General features: G+C 37.2%; 21 protein-coding genes. 8 read left to right on the forward strand and 13 right to left on the reverse strand.

Annotation, left to right across the window (positions count from 1 at the left end; all coding sequences use genetic code 11):
- The 3 genes from liaF to AC6HVZ_RS05290 all read right to left on the reverse strand — a co-directional run bounded on the left by liaF (nt 1) and on the right by AC6HVZ_RS05290 (nt 2,726).
- On the reverse strand, nt 1–750 hold the full coding sequence (liaF, locus tag AC6HVZ_RS05280) for a cell wall-active antibiotics response protein LiaF (protein WP_497557101.1): 750 nt from the start codon (nt 748–750) through the stop codon (nt 1–3).
- 15 nt (nt 751–765) lie between these two features.
- Nucleotides 766–1,998: an MFS transporter gene (locus AC6HVZ_RS05285; protein ID WP_497557102.1), complete on the reverse strand. Its 1,233-nt coding sequence runs from the start codon at nt 1,996–1,998 to the stop codon at nt 766–768.
- A gap of 89 nt (nt 1,999–2,087) precedes the next feature.
- Entirely contained in the window at nt 2,088–2,726 is a 639-nt protein-coding gene (locus AC6HVZ_RS05290; protein WP_497557103.1) for a phosphatase PAP2 family protein, read from the reverse strand.
- A 104-nt stretch (nt 2,727–2,830) separates the two neighbouring features.
- Here AC6HVZ_RS05290 and AC6HVZ_RS05295 point away from each other — a divergent pair, with 104 nt between their 5' ends.
- Together AC6HVZ_RS05295 and AC6HVZ_RS05300 are read left to right on the forward strand one after the other, a co-directional pair.
- The gene (locus tag AC6HVZ_RS05295; protein WP_497557104.1) at nt 2,831–3,265 is read left to right on the forward strand and encodes a ferritin-like domain-containing protein; all 435 of its coding nucleotides are present in this window, start codon (nt 2,831–2,833) and stop codon (nt 3,263–3,265) included.
- Nucleotides 3,266–3,866: 601 nt separating this feature from the next.
- On the forward strand, nt 3,867–5,033 hold the full coding sequence (locus AC6HVZ_RS05300) for a M20 family metallopeptidase (protein ID WP_497557105.1): 1,167 nt from the start codon (nt 3,867–3,869) through the stop codon (nt 5,031–5,033).
- A 391-nt stretch (nt 5,034–5,424) separates the two neighbouring features.
- Here the strand turns inward: AC6HVZ_RS05300 and AC6HVZ_RS05305 are convergent, their stop codons facing one another.
- Nucleotides 5,425–6,636: an ABC transporter permease gene (locus AC6HVZ_RS05305; protein ID WP_497557106.1), complete on the reverse strand. Its 1,212-nt coding sequence runs from the start codon at nt 6,634–6,636 to the stop codon at nt 5,425–5,427.
- A complete protein-coding gene (locus AC6HVZ_RS05310) occupies nt 6,629–7,375 on the reverse strand; it encodes an ABC transporter ATP-binding protein (protein WP_497557107.1) in 747 nt (248 codons plus the stop codon). Before AC6HVZ_RS05310 ends, AC6HVZ_RS05305 begins: the two co-directional genes overlap by 8 nt.
- 862 nt (nt 7,376–8,237) lie before the next feature.
- On the opposite strand from AC6HVZ_RS05310, the gene AC6HVZ_RS05315 reads away from it, so the two are divergent.
- The 3 genes from AC6HVZ_RS05315 to AC6HVZ_RS05325 all read left to right on the forward strand — a co-directional run bounded on the left by AC6HVZ_RS05315 (nt 8,238) and on the right by AC6HVZ_RS05325 (nt 9,846).
- Entirely contained in the window at nt 8,238–8,666 is a 429-nt protein-coding gene (locus tag AC6HVZ_RS05315; protein ID WP_497557108.1) for an HIT family protein, read from the forward strand.
- 147 nt (nt 8,667–8,813) lie between these two features.
- Nucleotides 8,814–9,335 (forward strand): tryptophan transporter, encoded by a 522-nt coding sequence (locus tag AC6HVZ_RS05320; protein ID WP_497557109.1) that lies wholly within the window; start codon nt 8,814–8,816, stop codon nt 9,333–9,335.
- A gap of 151 nt (nt 9,336–9,486) precedes the next feature.
- Nucleotides 9,487–9,846 (forward strand): YtxH domain-containing protein, encoded by a 360-nt coding sequence (locus AC6HVZ_RS05325; RefSeq protein ID WP_497557110.1) that lies wholly within the window; start codon nt 9,487–9,489, stop codon nt 9,844–9,846.
- Between the two features lie 306 nt (nt 9,847–10,152).
- Here the strand turns inward: AC6HVZ_RS05325 and AC6HVZ_RS05330 are convergent, their stop codons facing one another.
- The 5 genes from AC6HVZ_RS05330 to AC6HVZ_RS05350 all read right to left on the reverse strand — a co-directional run bounded on the left by AC6HVZ_RS05330 (nt 10,153) and on the right by AC6HVZ_RS05350 (nt 13,925).
- Complete coding sequence (locus tag AC6HVZ_RS05330; protein WP_497557111.1) at nt 10,153–10,374, reverse strand: hypothetical protein; 222 nt, start codon at nt 10,372–10,374, stop codon at nt 10,153–10,155.
- A 188-nt stretch (nt 10,375–10,562) separates the two neighbouring features.
- On the reverse strand, nt 10,563–10,745 hold the full coding sequence (locus AC6HVZ_RS05335; protein WP_497557112.1) for a hypothetical protein: 183 nt from the start codon (nt 10,743–10,745) through the stop codon (nt 10,563–10,565).
- Nucleotides 10,746–10,840: 95 nt separating this feature from the next.
- The gene (locus tag AC6HVZ_RS05340) at nt 10,841–11,752 is read right to left on the reverse strand and encodes a glycine betaine ABC transporter substrate-binding protein (protein ID WP_497557113.1); all 912 of its coding nucleotides are present in this window, start codon (nt 11,750–11,752) and stop codon (nt 10,841–10,843) included.
- Between the two features lie 123 nt (nt 11,753–11,875).
- Nucleotides 11,876–12,733 (reverse strand): ABC transporter permease, encoded by an 858-nt coding sequence (locus AC6HVZ_RS05345; RefSeq protein WP_497557114.1) that lies wholly within the window; start codon nt 12,731–12,733, stop codon nt 11,876–11,878.
- On the reverse strand, nt 12,726–13,925 hold the full coding sequence (locus AC6HVZ_RS05350) for a quaternary amine ABC transporter ATP-binding protein (protein WP_497557115.1): 1,200 nt from the start codon (nt 13,923–13,925) through the stop codon (nt 12,726–12,728). Before AC6HVZ_RS05350 ends, AC6HVZ_RS05345 begins: the two co-directional genes overlap by 8 nt.
- 359 nt (nt 13,926–14,284) lie before the next feature.
- Between AC6HVZ_RS05350 and AC6HVZ_RS05355 the strand changes: the two genes are divergently transcribed.
- Entirely contained in the window at nt 14,285–14,770 is a 486-nt protein-coding gene (locus AC6HVZ_RS05355; protein ID WP_497557116.1) for a GbsR/MarR family transcriptional regulator, read from the forward strand.
- Between the two features lie 16 nt (nt 14,771–14,786).
- Here the strand turns inward: AC6HVZ_RS05355 and AC6HVZ_RS05360 are convergent, their stop codons facing one another.
- Complete coding sequence (locus tag AC6HVZ_RS05360) at nt 14,787–15,143, reverse strand: DUF1878 family protein (RefSeq protein WP_497557117.1); 357 nt, start codon at nt 15,141–15,143, stop codon at nt 14,787–14,789.
- Between the two features lie 142 nt (nt 15,144–15,285).
- Between AC6HVZ_RS05360 and AC6HVZ_RS05365 the strand changes: the two genes are divergently transcribed.
- Both AC6HVZ_RS05365 and AC6HVZ_RS05370 read left to right on the forward strand, forming a co-directional pair.
- Nucleotides 15,286–15,831: a DUF3267 domain-containing protein gene (locus AC6HVZ_RS05365; RefSeq protein WP_497557118.1), complete on the forward strand. Its 546-nt coding sequence runs from the start codon at nt 15,286–15,288 to the stop codon at nt 15,829–15,831.
- A 412-nt stretch (nt 15,832–16,243) separates the two neighbouring features.
- Complete coding sequence (locus tag AC6HVZ_RS05370; RefSeq protein ID WP_497557119.1) at nt 16,244–17,131, forward strand: peptidylprolyl isomerase; 888 nt, start codon at nt 16,244–16,246, stop codon at nt 17,129–17,131.
- Nucleotides 17,132–17,229: 98 nt separating this feature from the next.
- Here the strand turns inward: AC6HVZ_RS05370 and AC6HVZ_RS05375 are convergent, their stop codons facing one another.
- Both AC6HVZ_RS05375 and yhaM read right to left on the reverse strand, forming a co-directional pair.
- Complete coding sequence (locus tag AC6HVZ_RS05375) at nt 17,230–17,424, reverse strand: sporulation YhaL family protein (protein WP_497557120.1); 195 nt, start codon at nt 17,422–17,424, stop codon at nt 17,230–17,232.
- 72 nt (nt 17,425–17,496) lie between these two features.
- Complete coding sequence (yhaM, locus tag AC6HVZ_RS05380) at nt 17,497–18,447, reverse strand: 3'-5' exoribonuclease YhaM (RefSeq protein ID WP_497557121.1); 951 nt, start codon at nt 18,445–18,447, stop codon at nt 17,497–17,499.
- Nucleotides 18,448–18,525: the final 78 nt, after the last annotated feature.

Here is an 18,525-nt window from a genome sequence, read left to right on the forward strand (position 1 = left end):
CTAGACCATGTCCACACGAATAGATCCGGCTTTTAATTTAATAATAAAGTCCAATTTCCGGACAGCTTTTTGATAGTTTTCTGTTTCAAAGGAAAGTGATCTGTTAATTCCATCCGACTCTTGACCGAGAATATTAATATCACCTGCTTTTACTTTTGCATCAATGCGAAATTCCACATTCTCCGGCATCAGTATATGAACATCCCCCGCGAGAGCGCCTACCCGGATCGGTATTTCCTTTTCCGGGATAAAGGCTTTAGAAAAATCAAAGTAAAAGTCACCAGCCAACGTATTCAGATTCATCTTTTCTACTTTCCAATTCGGCTGATTAAATTCCTGACTTCCAACGGCGAAATTTCCTTTATCATAATATTTCCCTGTATAGTTATTTTTCCCTCTATGAATGATTAGTGTTTTCCCACCACCACGTATTAATAGAAAGCCAATATAAATAATTAATAGTGGCCATAATTTCAGTACATCTAAAAAATAAAATCTAATCATTTCAAAACGATCCAGCAGCAGCAATGTTCCAAATAATAGAAAGAAGGATCCCCAGAACCAGCCACTTCTTTTTTGTCTAAGAAAATCAATCAACCATTTGAGGCCAATAACAACGAAAAAGATGGGATACATATAATGCCATAATGTATTAAGATTAAAATCTACCATTCCGAGATTGGAAAATACCAGCATTACACCGAACCCTATTAAAAAGATGGCCAAAAAATAACGGAGTATACGATTCAACTTTTTCACCCTTTCCTATTTAAACATGAGAATCTTTTTATTTTTTAAATTATATAAAGCGATTATTGTAATAATGCTTCCACTTACAATGATAATCGTCTGCATTTGTATTCCTGCCGCAATCAGCAGAGACGTAGCAACAAAAGATACTGGAACAAGCCCAGTGGAAAAAGTCATGAGAAAGCTCATCATCCGCCCGAGCATTTTCTTCTCTGTCGTTCTCTGAAGCATTGTAATTAAAGGGATATTTACAAGCTGTGTGGCAAATGCCATCAATCCAACCAGTCCTGCCGTCAGATATAAATGAGTGATAAATCCAACTGTTGTATAAAGAACCCCTAATCCAATCAATCCTCCTATCATTGCAATGCCTGGTTTCTTTAATGTAAAGGATGCCAAGACAATTGCGCCAAGCAGTGCACCAACCCCCATTGCTGTCTGCACAGTTGCCAGACTGAGAGCGTCACCATGGAAGACATCCTTCACTAAAATTGGCATTCCAATCGCTAACGGCCCAGAGAAGAAAAAATTTAAAAAGAAAGCCATAATAACTACTGAAATAACCAGTTCATTTTTTCTTGCGTAATGGAAGCCTTCTTTTAAATCAGTCCAAGCTGATTCTTTATCTGTAACAGTTTCTTCTTTTTTGATACGAATAAACAAGACAGTAATTGACGCAATGAGCAGCATGATAAATGCTACAGTAAATACTCCTGCAAATCCAAGTACGGCAATCAATGTTCCACCAAGTGCTGGTCCTACTATCGGACTGATCTGACTGGTCATCTGAATGAAAGAATTGCCACGCTGCAGCTGATCTTCCTGCAGAATCATTGGCGTTAATGAGTTGATTACCGGATAACTGAATGCATCCGAAGTTCCAAACAGTGCTGCAAGTATAATTAAATGCCATACTGTAATCAAATCATTGACCAAAAAGAACAATAATGCCAAAATCAAACAAGCACGTGTCAAATCAGATAAAAATAAAATAGTACGCTTATTAAAACGATCAGCAACGATTCCCCCGACTGTAAGCAGCAATAACCTAGGAATAGATGCTGCAAAAAATAACATACCGAAGTAAAAACGATTGTCACTCAATGACAGCATCAGCCATTCAGCTCCTATAAGATAAACAAAATAACCTGGTGATGAAAATAAAGCTCCAATAAATAATAATAGAAAATTGCGATTTTTAAAGACAGGTATTTTTACCTGTGATTGATTATTTGCCGCTATATCCATTTAAACTGCCCCTCTCCCGAATACTTGCATTTAGTTTACTATTCATTCAAAAGCGGGGTAACCATCTTCAGATTGTTTTTGCCTCCAACTTAAGACTGAGTTCTTCGATTCTGCAGCCATTCATAGAGATAAATCAAGCCTATCAGACAAAGAAAACCGATAATAAATCCTGCGACTACATCTGTCAAATAGTGTACATTGATAACATAACGACTTATTCCAATTGAAAAAATCAGGAGTGCCAGAAAAAATTGCACCAAAAATCTCGCCTTGGCTGACGTTAGCTTTTTAGCGATAAAATAAGCTAATAAGCCATAACAAACCATGGATATCATCGCATGCCCGGAAGGAAAGCTGTACCCTTCTGCATTTGCAGATACCAAAATACTTGGCCGCTCTCTATTCACTAGTGCCTTGATCAGCTTATTAAGCATATGGCTCCCAAGTGTTCCCCCGGCAAAGATTAAAGCAGGAAGCCAGCTTCGAAACATCCACCATAATAGAAGAGCTGCAATTACTGTAAAAGGAACCATAAAGGGTTCAGATCCCAAATTGGTCACCCAGCGAAATATAGTATATATGTATGTACCATCAAATCGTTCCACAAGTTCGCGTGTCCATTGATCGACAAACGGAACGGTTCCACTTATAATTTTCACAATCCATATTCCTAACGTACATAAAACAACTGCAAGTAAAAAAAGAATAATATAATGCCATTTTTTCAAACTTATCAACCTCCGCCTTTTTATAATAACTTAATTTTGGTTTTAAAAAAACTATATGGGGTAATGTATTACTATACTTAAATTATTTAAAGGTAGGGATAAATATGGATAATGATTTAAAAAAATTAATTGATGGACTTAATGAAGATTTATCACACGAATACGGTGCGGCCATCCAGTACACATATAGTGCATCTGTCGTTTCTGGATTATACCGTTCTGCTTTAAAACCATTTTTTGAGGCGGAAATTACAGATGAATTAGGACATGCATTATATTTATCCGAGAAAATTAAATCACTTGGTGGTACTCCTACTACCAAAGCAGCTGAAGTTCCGCAGCCAACTGATGTAAAGGACTTACTAGAGGCAACACTTAAAGCGGAATCAGAAACAATTGAAAGATATGAAAAACGAAAAAAACAGGCTGAGGACTTAGGCTATACAGAGCTTGTGGTAAAGTTAGAAGACCTGATATCTGATGAAACGCATCATAAAGAAGAAATTGAACGCTTATTAGCCGATCCGAGACTTGCATAGTCCATATGTTCCTAGAGCACCTAGATTAGGTGCTCTTGTTTTATTATGCGCCCTTTTTAAAAAGAATGGTTCAGCTGCTATCCATTTCTGTTCCACCGAAAATTTTTGTTGCTTTTGCTACAAAATCTGCACAAAAACGCAGGGCGCCCGGTTAGCGACGTACGGACTGGACTGAGCCGTAGGAGATAAAGGAAACTCAGGCGACCGTAGGGAGCCGAAGTTGACTTTCACCACAAGGGTATAAGTGCGACTAAGCCTCTGGTTCCCAATCGGTGAGTCTTCTTTATCGTACGGAAGTGAGGGAAGTCTCGCTAGTAGCTTTAGCGCTAGAGCTGGACGTAGCTGTTCCGGCAACTAAGTTATCCACAACATTTAAATTTTATAATTTCCTAAGCAAATAAAAAAGAAAAATTCTCATGCGTGATTTACCCTTTTACATCCGCTAAGGCATAATACAGCCTATTGTAAGTTCTGGCTTAACCTGAACATGACTCAAGTATACTGTAATTCCAACAAAGATAGTTAACTATTTTCAAAATAGCTACCGCCTTCACCTTTGAAGTGTTATAATAGTTAGAAAACAGTCAAGGAGGTACTTTCATTGTTAAAAAATATACATAAATCAATTGATGCTTTGTATCCCGAGATGGTTGAAATCCGCAGATACCTGCATCAATATCCCGAGGTTTCCTTCAAGGAATACAAAACGGCAAAATACATCGCTGATTTTTATGAAACATTAGGTATTCCATACAAAACAGGGGTTGGAGGTAATGGAGTAATTGCCACACTAAAAGGTGGAAAACCCGGAAAAACAGTTGCACTCCGAGCTGATTTTGATGCTTTGCCTATTCAGGATGAAAAAGATGTTCCTTATAAATCAAAAGTGGATGGAGTGATGCATGCATGTGGCCATGATGGACATACGGCGACACTGCTCACACTAGCCAAAGTAATGAAGGAATTTCAGGGTGAATTACCTGGAACTATAGAATTTTTGCATCAGCATGCCGAGGAATACTCCCCTGGTGGTGCCAAGCCGATTGTGGAATCCGGTGCAATTGATCATGTTGATGCTGTGTTCGGAACACATTTATGGGCGACAACTCCGCTAGGTGTTTTGCAAACTTCAAAAAATGTAATGATGGCTGGTGCAGACCGCTTTGAAATTACAATTCAAGGGCAAGGTGGCCATGGTGCGTATCCACATGAAACAAAAGATGCAATTGTTATAGGGTCAGAAGTGATTTCGCAGCTGCAGCAAATTGTTAGCAGACGTCTAGATCCACTTGAAACAGCTGTTGTTACGATAGGTGTATTTGAAGCTGGAAATTCCTTTAACATCATTGCAGATAAAGCAAAGCTAATCGGCACTGTAAGATATCTTAATCCAGAAATTCAAGCAAAAGTAATCAAGGAAATGGAAAAAATTATTAAAGGGATCTGCTTTACAAATGATGCATCCTATACGTTTAATTATTCTAAAGGCTATCCACCATTGGTAAACAATGAAAAAGAGGCAGCGGTTGTTCTCAAATCAAGTGAAAATATAAAAGAGATACATACACGAGAAGAAATTATTCCCGTTATGGGTGGAGAAGATTTTGCTTATTATACATTGAAAAAGCCAGGAGCTTACTTTTTCACAGGTGCAAAAAAAGAGGGTAATCCATATCCACACCATCATCCAAAGTTCGATATCGATGAACGCGCATTACCAATTGCTGCCAAAACATTAATTGAAGCCTTTTTCGCATATCAAGCTTAATCCAATTACGAATTTATCTAAAGACAGGTTAAAGAGAGGACAAAAAGACCGAGAACGGCTATGTTCATAGACGTGTTAGCAGTACGATTATTTGCATTTTCAGAGATCATTTGCTACAGCTCCGACACTAGCACGTCCTGTGTGCATCGAAATTCGAGGTCGTCGCAAGCTTTGAGCACAATAATAGCTTCCCTGAACTCACATCTTCGTGAGAAAAAGTATTTTTCGTTTTCAAGGGCGTATCGATATCCCTAAGACAAGGTATCATTTTTACCGGACTTTTGTACGAAAATGGGATTTTCATATATTGCGGTGTCTAGCAGGACATGGGACTTTTGAACATCCACTATAAGGAAACCCTTCAAGCAAAAAAATTGCCTGAAGGGTTTTTTCATACTAATTTACGTTTTACATAGCCATTAATAAACAGGAAATTAAATAATATTCCTGCTGCCAGGGTGATAGCAAACCCTAAATATGCCTGCATCACCAAAAATAAAAGTGAGAATGATACCGCTTGAATGAACGTTAATTGAAATAATAAATTAACCACAGCTTTTTGACGAATGCTTGCTTCAACCGGATAAAGATCCAGCCAGACAATTGTTCGGTGATGCTGGTACAGTGTCATCATTTGGAAACTGCTTAAATATAAGAATAAAATAGCAAACAAGATTTTTATCCATAAATTAGGGATGAAATAAATAGCCAATCCCCCTACTATAATCAGACGAATATACATGCCGAGATAATCGCCACTGCGTACAAATGTAATCCGATATAAATAGTCAAAGGTGTGCTTTTTAGTCAATGGCAGATTGCTCACCAACGATACAAGCCACCCACGTCTTTTAACAGGAGTTTTTAAATGTGGAACATCGGCAAACATATTAGCAATCCGGTAAAATGTCTGCATTCGGTTCTGATCTTTTTCCACCAATAAATCCCAAACAATCCCTGCCTGCTTTCTGGATACATTATAATCAAATAAAAATACAAGCATGAACAATGCGGTTGTAACTCCGGCAAGAAGCATATCTCCATTGATTATAAAATAAAACACAGCCATATTTAATAATGTGCGCACACCAAGATCCACACGTCTTACACCAGGTTCCCTAACTTTAAACATCCACCAATTAGCAACAAGGTTCCATATTTTAAAAATAAGTACTACAACTATCGTAAGCAAATAAACATTTCCGGCACGGTCAGGAAATGTGGCAAAATACAATGGCCCAAATGCTGCAGCAACAAGCAAAATCAAATAAAGTTGAATGACGAAACTATAGATAATTGCATTACGAAAATAGGAACTCATCTTACTTTCAGCAGCAATCAAAAAGACTAAATCCGGTTCTTTTAATAATGTTCTTATTGGACTATAGCTCACTAATAAACCAAGCCCAGCCCCTATAATGAAAGGTGTAGGAAAATCCTCAGGAATACCGGTTAACCACTGCTGGTAATAAAAGGCTAAAGCAGATATGAAAAACAGCAATACAATCGTAGTATGTCCAGTGAAAATATACTTTAAATAGCGGCCCGTCTCCTTTAAATGAGCAGAAAAACGTTTTTTGAATAATTCATGTGAATCAAACATGGCTATCTTCTTCCTTTGTTAATTGCACATACAAATCATCCAATGTTGCTTCAGGCATATGAAAGCTTTCACGAAGCTCTTGAAGTGTTCCAATTGCCCGAATTAGCCCATCATGTATTATAACGAATCGATCACAATACCGCTCCGCTGTCGCCAAAATATGTGTGGACATTAATACACCTGATCCATTATTTTTCATTTCATCCATTAATTGTAAATACGATTGAATTCCCAAAGGATCCAAGCCAACAAATGGCTCGTCAACAATATATAATGGAGGCTCAATTAAAAAGGCACACATAATCATAACCTTTTGCCGCATCCCTTTTGAAAAATGGACTGGAAACCATTTTAACTTTTTCTCCATTCGAAATTCCTTCAGTAGTGGCTGTAATCTTTTTTCAAAGACTTCTTCTGGAATATCATATGCCATTGCAGTTAAACGAAGATGTTCATAGAGCGTTAATTCATCGTATAATATGGGCATTTCCGGGATATATGCCATTTGGTTACGGTAGGACTCGGGATTTTCCTGAAACGTTTTTCCATTTACAGCTACAGATCCCTTCTTCGCATGCATTAAACCAATAATATGTTTAATTGTCGTACTCTTCCCCGCTCCATTAAGACCAATCAGCCCCACAATTTCTTTTGGGTAAACTTCAAACGAAATACCGTGCAAAACATTTTTATGTGTATAACCTCCGTGAAGGTTATCTATATGTAATAATGAACCCACATTATTTCCTCCTATTTATTACTTATCTAAAATTTTACCATTTATTTAAACGTATGCCAAAGTAAAGTGTGTATTGCAGGGAATGAAAACTTTTTGCTTACTATCCTTTTGCTGAATCATAATTGAGAGATACCTGCTAAAGTTGAGAGAGAGTCGTAACCTGTTGAGAAACGACCGTGCAATGTTGAGTGCGAAACGTAATCTGTTGAGAGACGTCTGTGTAATGTTGAGAGATACCTGCTGTTATATGGATTTTCTCTCAACTTTTATCGATGTACGATCAACTTTCCAGTATTATTTCTCCACTTTTCTCCGAGCAATATTATCTTATTTTGTCTTTTGTTTACCTATCAAATTTTTTTATAAAATTCATGTATAAAACTTACTTTACCGCACAAACTAGTTATTGAAGAGCCGAGGTTGTACTGTACCACTACAGGTAATTTAGTGTATATCAAATGAGGTGTTAGTGATCGAATAACTACTGAAATTTCGTGTATTAAACACAAAATGAGGTGTTAGTGATCGGTATTCTAATATGAATTTGTAAAAAACACAAAATGAGGTGTTAGTGAACGGTATTCTAATGATATAAAACCCTTTTGCCTGAATCCATCTCAGTATTCCTGAGGTGCTGACAAAAAGGTTTTTGTAAATCAAAAAGTTAGGTAGCTAAATCCTATTTAACAAATTGATTCAAAGTCCCCACATTAGAAGCTTATCGTCATCCTCGCTCTTCTTATAGCAGGCTAGTCCATATGGGCTACGCCTGTTTCTTATTTTACCATTTTATGTTTTAATGGTGAATGCTTTACATTTTACCTGCTTCCTTTATAAAATGAATGATAGAGGAGTGATAGTTATGAGTCATGAAAATTGTATTTTTTGTAAAATTATTGGTGGAGAAATTCCTTCTGCAAAAGTATATGAAGATGACAAGGTTTATGCATTTCTGGATATTAGTCAGGTTACAAAAGGGCATACAATTGTTATCCCAAAAGAACACACAAAGAACATTTATGAAACACCCTCGGAAGTCGCACAAGAATTATTTGCACGTATTCCAGTAATCGCTAATGCTATTAAGGATACGTACCAACCAATTGGGATGAACCTTCTGAACAATAATGAAGCTCCAGCAGACCAATCTGTTTTTCATTTACATATCCATATCATACCAAGATATGATGAAAGCGATGGATTTTCAACCAATTGGACAGTTCATAATGATGATTATACACCAAAAGATTTACAGCAGATTGCTCAAGAAATTAATGAATCAATTAAATAATTTTTTAAAATTAACGTGATCTGAAAATTAGTTCTTTTTATTTAGTTGGAAATTTGTTATAATAGCCTTACATTTCCGCAACTGACAACGAGTGTACAGTTGGGAAAGAAAATAGCTTAGGTAAGCTTGAGAAGAGGAGAGTTAAAAATGAATACAAGAATTTTGGTTATTTTGTCATTATTAGTGGGGATTGGCGCTGTATTGCACGCTATAGTTCCAGCGATATTTTTTGGAGTAAAACCAGATATGCTATTATCCATGATGTTTTTAGGAATTATTTTATTTCCTAAAATAAAGTATGTTGCACTACTGGCTATTGTAACAGGATTAATATCTGCATTAACTACACAAGCTCCTGGAGGACAAATAGCAAATCTTATTGATAAACCAATTACTGCAGCAATTTTCCTAGCACTTTTTGTATTATTACAAAAAAGAGTTAACAATACTATTAGTGCACCTGTACTTACCGCTATTGGAACGATGATTAGTGGTGCAATATTCCTCAGTGTTGTATTGTTTATACTTGGAGCAATGGAAGGCGGATTTATTGCAGGGTTTATAGCAGTTGTTTTACCTGCAGCAGCCGTAAATACATTGATCATGATTGTAATTTATCCAGTGGTACAAGGGATTTTAAAAAGAGCACGACCAATTACAGTTTCTTAATTACAAATGATTCTAAAATCCTCTGTCGTAAGCTTAGCTTGTCAGAGGATTTTTTAAGAACTCAAAGTACATACTTTTTTTTGAAACGTGTTTGATAGAAGTTAAAAAAGAGAAAATGATATAATAAGAGCATGAAAGGAGCGTATGCATTATGTCAAAAGGAAAATCAATGTTACTTGGGATTATGGTTGGAGGCGCAGTTAGTGCTGCTGCAACATTACTTAGCACCCCAGCTTCCGGAAGAGACTTGCGAGGCCGAGTAAAAGATCAAGGATTAGAATGGAAAGAAATGTTAGCAAATCTAAAACTGGATGGTATGAGACTAAAACAGCAAATTACAGAGACTTCAAAAGAAGGGGCAGCACTAATTAAAAACCTCACACAGGAAATGAAAAAATCAGTGGTAGAATGGAAAGAAACAGTAGAACCCCATCAAGAAAATATCCATCAATACCTAGAACAAATAGAATCTAGTTTACGAGACCTTGAAGATAAAGTCAAAAAACAATAATTAAAAGAGCTTTCTCTATTTGAGAAGGCTTTTTTAATTATTGAACTGCGCTATTTCTGTTCTCCCGGCGATATCCGTGCGCTCCGGACGATATCCGTGCGCTCCGGACGATATATTCTCGCTCCTGGCGATATTCCCCGCTCTCCGGGCGATATCCGCTCGCTACCGGCGATATCCGTGCGCTCCGGACGATATATTCTCGCTCCTGGCGATATTCCCCGCTCTCCTGGCGATATCCGCTCGCTCCGGACGATATTTCCCCGCTCTACCGGTGATATCCGCCCGCTCCGGACGATATTCCCCGCTCTACCGGCGATATATTCTCGCTCCTGGCGATATTCCCCGCTCTCCGGGTGATATCCGCCCGCTCCTGGCGATATTCCCCGCTCTCCGGGCGATATCCGCCCGCTCCGGACGATATTCCCCGCTCTCCTGGCGATATCCGCTCGCTCCGGACGATATTCCCCGCTCTCCGGGTGATATCCGCTCGCTCCGGACGATATTCCCCGCTCTCCGGGTGATATCCACCCGCTCCGGACGATATTCCCCGCTCTACCGGTGATATCCGCCCGCTCCGGACGATATTCCCCGCTCTCCGGGTGATATCCGCTCGCTACCGGCGATATCCGTGCGCTCCGGACGATATATTCTCGCTCCTGGCGATATTCCCCGCTCTCCGGGCGATATCCGCTCGCTCCGGACGATATTTCCCCGCTCTACCGGTGATATCCGCCCGCTCCGGACGATATTCCCCGCTCTACCGGCGATATATTCTCGCTCCTGGCGATATTCCCCGCTCTCCCGGCGATATCCGCTCGCTCCTGGCGATATTCCCCGCTCTCCTGGTGATATCCGCTCGCTACCGGCGATATCCCCCGCTCTACCGGCGATATCCGCACTATACCGGGCTAATATATTTACGAATCCCTATCTAACTTAATCCCATCACAAAAAAACAGACTACCAAATTGATAGCCTGCTTTTTACAAAATTATTATTCTACGCCTTCCGTCCACTCAGCTACTTTATCAGCGTTATCTTCTACCCATGCCGCTGCAGCTTCTTCTGGAGATGCACCATTATAAATCTCAAGCATAACCGTTTCCATATCTTCCGTTGTCCAATTAAACTGGTCTAAAATTTTATATGCATTTGGCATATCTTCTTCTAAACCTTCACGAACCATTGTAGAGATAATTTCTTCTTCACCAAATGAACCCTCGGGATCTTCCAAATATTTCAGATCATATTCAGCAAATTTCCAGTGTGGAGTCCAACCAGTAACAATTACTTCTTCTTCATTGTTATAAGCCTCACCTAATGCAGTTGCCATTGCACCACTGGAAGACGTTTGTACTTCCCAGCCTTCCAGATTATCATAATCTTCAACCGCTTGTTCGCTTGCCGCAACAACTCCTGCGCCTGGTTCGATACCTGTAATTGTTTGATCAGCTTCATCCGTTAAATCAGCAATTGAATTAACATCCATATAGGATGGAACAACTAATCCAATTTTAGCACCTGAAAGATTCTCACCTAAATCAACCATTTGATCGCCATATTCATCAAACTGAGAACCATGTGTCGCAGGCAGCCATGCAGCTACCATACCATCAGCTTCTCCATTTGCTACAGCTTCCCACATTACTGAATTATCAAGTGGTGTTAATTCAACATCATACCCTTGATCTTCCAAAACTTTACCAATGACGTTTGTAGATGCAATTTCAGAATCCCATTCTACATAAGCCAATTCAATTTCTTTTGTTTCCTCCGTTGTTCCATCATCTGAAGAACCATCAGATCCATTATCCGTTGATTCATCATCAGATCCACAACCTGCTGCGAATAATGATAATGAAAGTCCGGCTACAAGCCCCAGACGTTTCCAGTTAAGTTCTAACATAACTATAAATCTCCCCTTTTTCTAAATTTAATACTGTGGATGATCAAAAGGTTCGGTTTATCCACCTTTTGAACTCGCACTATATGGAAACTTTTCATTGAAGAAAAGATACCAACTATTTAATTAATCTTTCTTCTTATTCATATTCTGTGTAATGCGATCAATAATAATCGCTAATATAACAATCCCTACACCTGCGACAAAACCTGTTCCGACATTTGAACGTTGCAGTGAGGAGAGAACCTCTCTTCCAAGCCCTGGTGCACCAATCATGGATGCAATAACTACCATCGATAGGGAAAGCATAACTGTTTGGTTAATACCAGCCATAATCGTAGCCTTAGCCATTGGAAGCTGTACTTTAAATAACTTTTGTGTTCCAGTACTACCGAATGCGTCTGATGCTTCAACTAATTCCTTGGAAACCTGTCGAATACCTAAATTCGTGAACCGAACTGTAGGTGGGGTTGCAAATATCAGTGATGCAAATACACCTGGTACCATACCAATACCGAAAAATGCAACCGCAGGAATTAAATATACAAATGCCGGCATTGTTTGCATGAAATCAAGGATTGGGGTAATGATAGCTTCTGCAATTTTACTTTTGGCCATTAAAATACCAACAGGAACACCAATGAGTACAGATAAAACACTTGCGATGATTACTAAGGTTACAGTATTCATTAAGTCATCCCAGTAGCCTTGATTGTAAATTAACCAAAGCCCTACAATTGAAAAAGCAGCTAATCCAAACTTCTTACCACTTATAAAAAATGCAATGATTGCAACTGCAATGATAAAGATAATTGGTGGTATCACCATTAATACTTCTTCGGACATAAAATCCATGAAATTTCCAAGATATTCTTTTATCGGGTCAAATAGAATAGAGAATTTCTCTTTTAACCATTCAGTAATCCATTCTGTTCCCTCAGCAATTGGTATTCGAGGAACAAATTCCATTATATTATTAAGCATTTTCCATATTCACCTCCGCGTCACTAGCAAGTGCTGCAATTACTGCACCACGTACAATAATACCAAGCAACTTGCCATTTTCTACAACGGCAACCGGAATCGGTGAATCATGAATAATATTGAAAATATCATGCATCGAAGTCTCTTTATCCACTCTCGGAATATCGTTTTTTAATATTTCTTCCAGATTGCCAATCTCTTGTTTTCGTGCAGCAGATGCATCATCTGCTGTAATGTATCCTTTTAAATTTCGGTTACTGTCAACAACATACATACTGGAAAGCCCTTCCTCACGCATTCGTTCAAGAGCAACTCGGGGACCATGCTTGTCAATATTAACTGTTTCAGGTCGTTTCATAATATGTTGAGCAGTCAGGATTTTGGATCTATCAACATCTTCCACGAATTTTTCAACATAATCATTCGCTGGATTTACCAGTATTTCTTCTGGTGTCCCAATTTGCACAATCGATCCATCTTTCATCAATGCAATCCGATCCCCCAAACGTAATGCCTCATCTAAATCATGTGTGATGAAAATAATAGTTTTTTTCATAGATGATTGCAAATCAATAAGCTCATCCTGCATATCTTTTCGAATGAGCGGATCTAATGCTGAGAATGCTTCATCCATTAACAGAATTTCTGGATCGTTGGCTAATGCACGGGCAAGTCCAACACGTTGCTGCATACCACCGGATAATTGACCCGGCTTTTGATGAAGATATCCTCCCAGTCCAACCATTTCTAAAGCTTTTTTTGCTTTTTTACTACGTTCTTCCTTTGGTGCATTTTGAACCTCTAAACCAAACTCTGCATTTTCTAAAATAGTACGATGCGGAAATAAAGCAAATTTCTGAAATACCATACTCAGTTTTTCTCTTCGTACTTTAAGTAAGGACTTTTTATCCATCCTTGCAAGATCTTCTCCATCAATAAAAATATTGCCTTCTGTAGGTTCTATCAATCTGTTAATCAAACGAACTAATGTTGACTTACCACTACCGGATAAGCCCATGATTACAAATATTTCCCCTGCTTCAACTGAAAACGAAGCACGGTTAACTCCAACTGTATTACCAGCTTCTTTTAATATAGTTTCCTTGGATAACCCTTTTTCTAACATCTTTAAAGCCTGCTTAGGGTTTCTTCCAAATACCTTAGATAGGTTTTTAGCTTCTATTACTGGCACATCTTCCACCTCTTTTTTTGATACTATACTATTCTAATGAACTATGATTTTAGTCATGCTACTTTATAATCAGATTAACCCCGTGCATAATTGCTTACATCTGTTAAAGCAGCTTAAATCATTAATTTCATCCGCACAGCATTCATCTACTTTAATACTATAAACTTTAAATCCGTACAATTCAAATATTAAATACCATTGGTTTTGTTTATATTTTACGTACAGTTTATTCTGTACAAATTAAACGGACTATTTACTTTGATTACCTGCGATTTTCTTTGAAATACTATCCATTTGTCTGTTTTCAAAATAAACACATTTGATGTAACCTTTATATAACAAAGGTTTAGGAGGATCTTATGCACGAAATAGAAAACGAACTGACCAATAAAATAATTATTGAATTCTCGAAAACACTTGAAATGTTTAATTTAAGTTCAGCGGAATCGCGTTTATTCGCTTATTTATATTTAGCAGAAAAGCCTTTAACATTAGATGAAATGAGTGAAGCATTAGGGAAAAGTAAAACCTCTGTGAGTACGAGTGTGCGAACTTTATCTGAGGTTCAACTCGTAACCAGGGTGTGGATAAAAGGAGTACGAAAAGATTTATATGAAGCTAATTCACAGCTTTTTAAATCCTTTATGAATTCATATATTAATAAATGGATAGATGCTACAAACCAACAAAAGGATTCGTTGACGGAAATTGAAAAATTGGTCGAGCAACAAAAAGACAAAGAAAAATCATTTACAAACCAAGTCTACCTGGAGGAACGTTTAAAAACGATTATACAATTTCATGGCGAGGTGGAAGCAATATTTAGAGATATAAAACAGGATTAGTAATGTGTACAATTAGTCATCTTCGTTTTATAGCTCTTTTATCACCTCTAATAATTTTTATAAATTCTTTCATCAAAGAGGGATAGTATCCTTCTTTTTTTAATGCAAAAATCATTTGGTTAGGATTCAATTTTTCATTTAGCATTCCTGCAAAATGTACCAGTAATGATGTGAAATCCATAAACCCCTCTTCTTTTTGTAAATTATATTTTTCATTCAGCATTTGCAGCATAATGAATAATTCATTGTATTCCTCCTGTGTGATGTTTTTTTCTATAATTATCTTAATGACAGGATACTCATCCATATTTATAATTTTTGAAAGTAATTGGATATGAAAGGAAGTTATTTCATTATTATTAAAAGCCTTCAATCCTATCCCCCCCAATAATCGAATCGTAAAAATTATTTATAAAAAAATGATAAAAAACTATTGATTTTTCGCTCTAAACGTACTACTATTCCCTGTGGTGCTTATAAAAATAAGAATGGAACTAGTAGCGGAGGGATCAAAAATGAATTGCTGGAAATCAATCAATTTTAATAAAGAATTTGGACACAATCGAATAAAGCTTGTTTCATTTTTGATCGGTCTGTCAGCATTTATATTCCTCTATGTACCGATTTCGATTGCACAGGGATCCAACAATGTAAATGAAGCAGGTCTTTTTCCATTTATTATTGCATTATTGCTTTTACCTTCATTTCATTCGTTAATGCATATTTTACCATTAATCATCATGAATAAACGAGTAAAAATAATTTATCATACAAAAAATAGGGTTTTACCTATTTTTAACTATTATACAAAATTTCATCTAACAAAAAAAGCTTCAGTTATAGCTGCAATTGCTCCGACTTTTTTGATCACGATACCTGGCATTGTCGCAAGCTATATATATGTAGACTTATATTTTTATCTATTACTGTTTACTTCCATTCATATAGGCATTTCTTTTATTGATTTTTTGTATGTGATTCATATTATCAAGGCTCCTAAAAAAGCTTTTATTGAAATTGGAAATGGTGGAATTGATATATTGCTGAAGGCTCGCAGATAGCATAATCAGGATCTGTAAAACCAGGTCCTGATTGTTTTTTTATCATCACCACTGTTCAGACTCGAAAACTTTTGATAAAGTATTTAGTATCACAATTTATTATGAATATATAGATCCTTACATAAGGAGGGTGTTCGTTTGGTTATTTTCTATCTTATTTACGCGTTTGTTATTTTATTAATTTTTAACTACCTGTCACTTAAATTCTGTCTAAAAATGGAGATGGAAGCACTGAAACAGAATAAATTTTTTCGAGTAATTAACATCATGATCATTATACTATTGGTGTGTTCTTATCTTCGTGTATTAAACGCCATGGTTTAATTATACATATGACTGTTTTTTTTCTACAATAATATGTTATATTTAACAATGTGCAATAGATGCAACATCAGATTAGGAGTGTTAATAGATGAAAAAATTAGCAATTGCTGTAACACTTACAGCTAGTGTATTGGGACTTGCGGCATGCAGTACAGATTCAGATTCAGAAACAGTAGTTGAAACAGAAGCTGGAGATATTACAAAAGACGAATTATATCAGGAGCTGGTCGATCGTCATGGTGAAACCGTTCTGCAGGAATTAGTAACGAAGAAGGTTTTGGAAGATAAATATGAAGTAACGGAAGAACAGGTAGATGCTGAAGTCCAAAAGACAAAGGATCAATTAGGCGACCAATTTGAACAGGCTCTCGAAGCACAAGGTTTGGGGGATGAAGAAACATATCGTAACATCGTTCATTTAAGCCTGCTTCAGGAAGCTGCTATCTCAGAAGATATTGAAATACCAGAGGAAGATATTAAAGAAAGACATGAAGAAAAAAATACCGAAATTAAAGCACAGCATATTTTAGTTGAAGATGAAGAAACTGCTAATGAAGTAAAGCAAAAGCTGGATGAAGGTGGAGATTTTGCAGAATTGGCAAAAGAGTATTCCACAGATGAAGGAACTGCTGAACAAGGTGGAGACCTTGGTTATTTCACACAAGGGAAAATGGTACCGGAATTTGATGAAGTCGCATTCAGTATGGAGTCAGACGAAGTAAGTGAGCCAGTACAATCACAATTTGGTTTTCATATCATCAAGGTTAATGATCAACGTCAGGTAGAAGAACCGACTGATTATGAAGAAGTGAAAGATGATATTCGCCGTGAATTGTTAAATGAAAGAATGGATGTTGCAAAAGTTCAAGAAAAAATGGACGGGCTTATCAAAGAGGCAAACATCGATGTGAATATTGACGGTTTGGAAGATATGTTCAAAAAAGAAGAAGCAGAGGAAACAGAAGCACAGGGATAAAATCTAAAGCGGCTAATGCGCACACTTGATGCATTAGCCGCTTTTTTCACTTCCTATATTCCGTCTATTTAATCAGCGTCACCAAGTGGTTTAGCATATTAAGACATATGCTCTTTACTCCCCTGTTTCAATTCCCGTTCGGCTTCTATCCGATCCATATATACTCGTCCTTCTCGTTCAATAAACTGCTGCTCAAGTGTCCTTTCTGCCTGCATTGCTCTATATGCCATGTAACCACTTAGAAAAATAAATAATATGATTACAAAAACCCACCAAGGCACTCCTGCTATCATTATTTAAGCCTCCCTTGTCCCATCATCTCTACCACATATATATGTATAAGGTATTATAAAAATAACTAAAGCTTAATTTTTCTCGAAAATTGGTTTATAAAATGTACGATTATCCATAGCAAATAGTCGCTCTGTAAATTCTCCCGGTTTCACCTTTTCAAGTGCTCGGTTCAGCATATTCATTTTTGAATCCATTAAATCAATCAAATGCAAGAGTTCTGCCTCACGAACTAATGGGGGTTTTGGACTTCCCCACTCCGCTTTTCCATGATGGCTTAAGATTAAATGTTGTAATATCAGCACTTCTTCTTCCCCTTCAATTTGCAAGTCCCTAGCCATTAAACCAATTTCCTCCACCATCATTGGTATATGTCCAAGTAATTTGCCCTCAATGGTATACGATGTTGTAACCACACCTGATAACTCTTTTATTTTACCAAGATCATGTAAAATAATACCTGCGTATAATAAATCTTTATTAAGCTGCGGATATAATTTATGTAATTCCTTCGCTACCTGCAGCATGCTTACAATATGATGAGCTAATCCTGAAACATATTCATGATGATTTTTTGCAGCCGCAGGATATGTTAAAAGTTCCTCCTGATGTTTTTTAATGAAAGCTCTAACAATTCTTTGAAGTGTAGGATTCTTCATTTCGAAAATAGCTTCCGTCAGTTTTTCTATTAAAACCTGTTTTTCAATTGGAGCTTTTTCAACAAAATCAGATACATGCACACCATCTGTTGGTTGTGCAGGACGAATTGAAAATATTTTTAATTGTGATTTGCCTCGGAATTGATTCACTTCACCTGATAGTTTAATAATTTGTTCCGGGATGAATAACGTTTCATCTTCTTTGGAAGCATCCCACAACTTTGCTTCAATTTCTCCAGTTGCATCACGCAGAATCAATGTTAAAAAAGGTTTTCCATTACTAGCAACACCTTTGGTAGCATCTTTTATCAGCAGAAAACGATCAATTGCATCACCTACATTAGCATAACCAATCCCTTTGTTCATCAACTACTCCCCCTATCCTAAATAAAGTGAAACTTCATTCAGTGGGGGTTTTCTTTTCATCCCCCACTGAATGTTAGC

This window comes from Oceanobacillus sp. NCCP-135 (genome assembly GCF_059698015.1).

Excerpts from the sequence above, each read along its gene's own strand:
- AC6HVZ_RS05285 (WP_497557102.1), bottom strand. The coding sequence starts at position 1,998 with ATGGATATAGCGGCAAATAATCAATCACAGGTAAAAATACCTGTCTTT.
- AC6HVZ_RS05295 (WP_497557104.1), top strand. The coding sequence starts at position 2,831 with ATGGATAATGATTTAAAAAAATTAATTGATGGACTTAATGAAGATTTA.
- AC6HVZ_RS05305 (WP_497557106.1), bottom strand. The coding sequence starts at position 6,636 with ATGTTTGATTCACATGAATTATTCAAAAAACGTTTTTCTGCTCATTTA.
- AC6HVZ_RS05315 (WP_497557108.1), top strand. The coding sequence starts at position 8,238 with ATGAGTCATGAAAATTGTATTTTTTGTAAAATTATTGGTGGAGAAATT.
- AC6HVZ_RS05320 (WP_497557109.1), top strand. The coding sequence starts at position 8,814 with ATGAATACAAGAATTTTGGTTATTTTGTCATTATTAGTGGGGATTGGC.
- AC6HVZ_RS05325 (WP_497557110.1), top strand. The coding sequence starts at position 9,487 with ATGTCAAAAGGAAAATCAATGTTACTTGGGATTATGGTTGGAGGCGCA.
- AC6HVZ_RS05340 (WP_497557113.1), bottom strand. The coding sequence starts at position 11,752 with ATGTTAGAACTTAACTGGAAACGTCTGGGGCTTGTAGCCGGACTTTCA.
- AC6HVZ_RS05345 (WP_497557114.1), bottom strand. The coding sequence starts at position 12,733 with ATGCTTAATAATATAATGGAATTTGTTCCTCGAATACCAATTGCTGAG.
- AC6HVZ_RS05355 (WP_497557116.1), top strand. The coding sequence starts at position 14,285 with ATGCACGAAATAGAAAACGAACTGACCAATAAAATAATTATTGAATTC.
- AC6HVZ_RS05365 (WP_497557118.1), top strand. The coding sequence starts at position 15,286 with ATGAATTGCTGGAAATCAATCAATTTTAATAAAGAATTTGGACACAAT.
- AC6HVZ_RS05370 (WP_497557119.1), top strand. The coding sequence starts at position 16,244 with ATGAAAAAATTAGCAATTGCTGTAACACTTACAGCTAGTGTATTGGGA.
- AC6HVZ_RS05375 (WP_497557120.1), bottom strand. The coding sequence starts at position 17,424 with ATGATAGCAGGAGTGCCTTGGTGGGTTTTTGTAATCATATTATTTATT.
- yhaM (WP_497557121.1), bottom strand. The coding sequence starts at position 18,447 with ATGAACAAAGGGATTGGTTATGCTAATGTAGGTGATGCAATTGATCGT.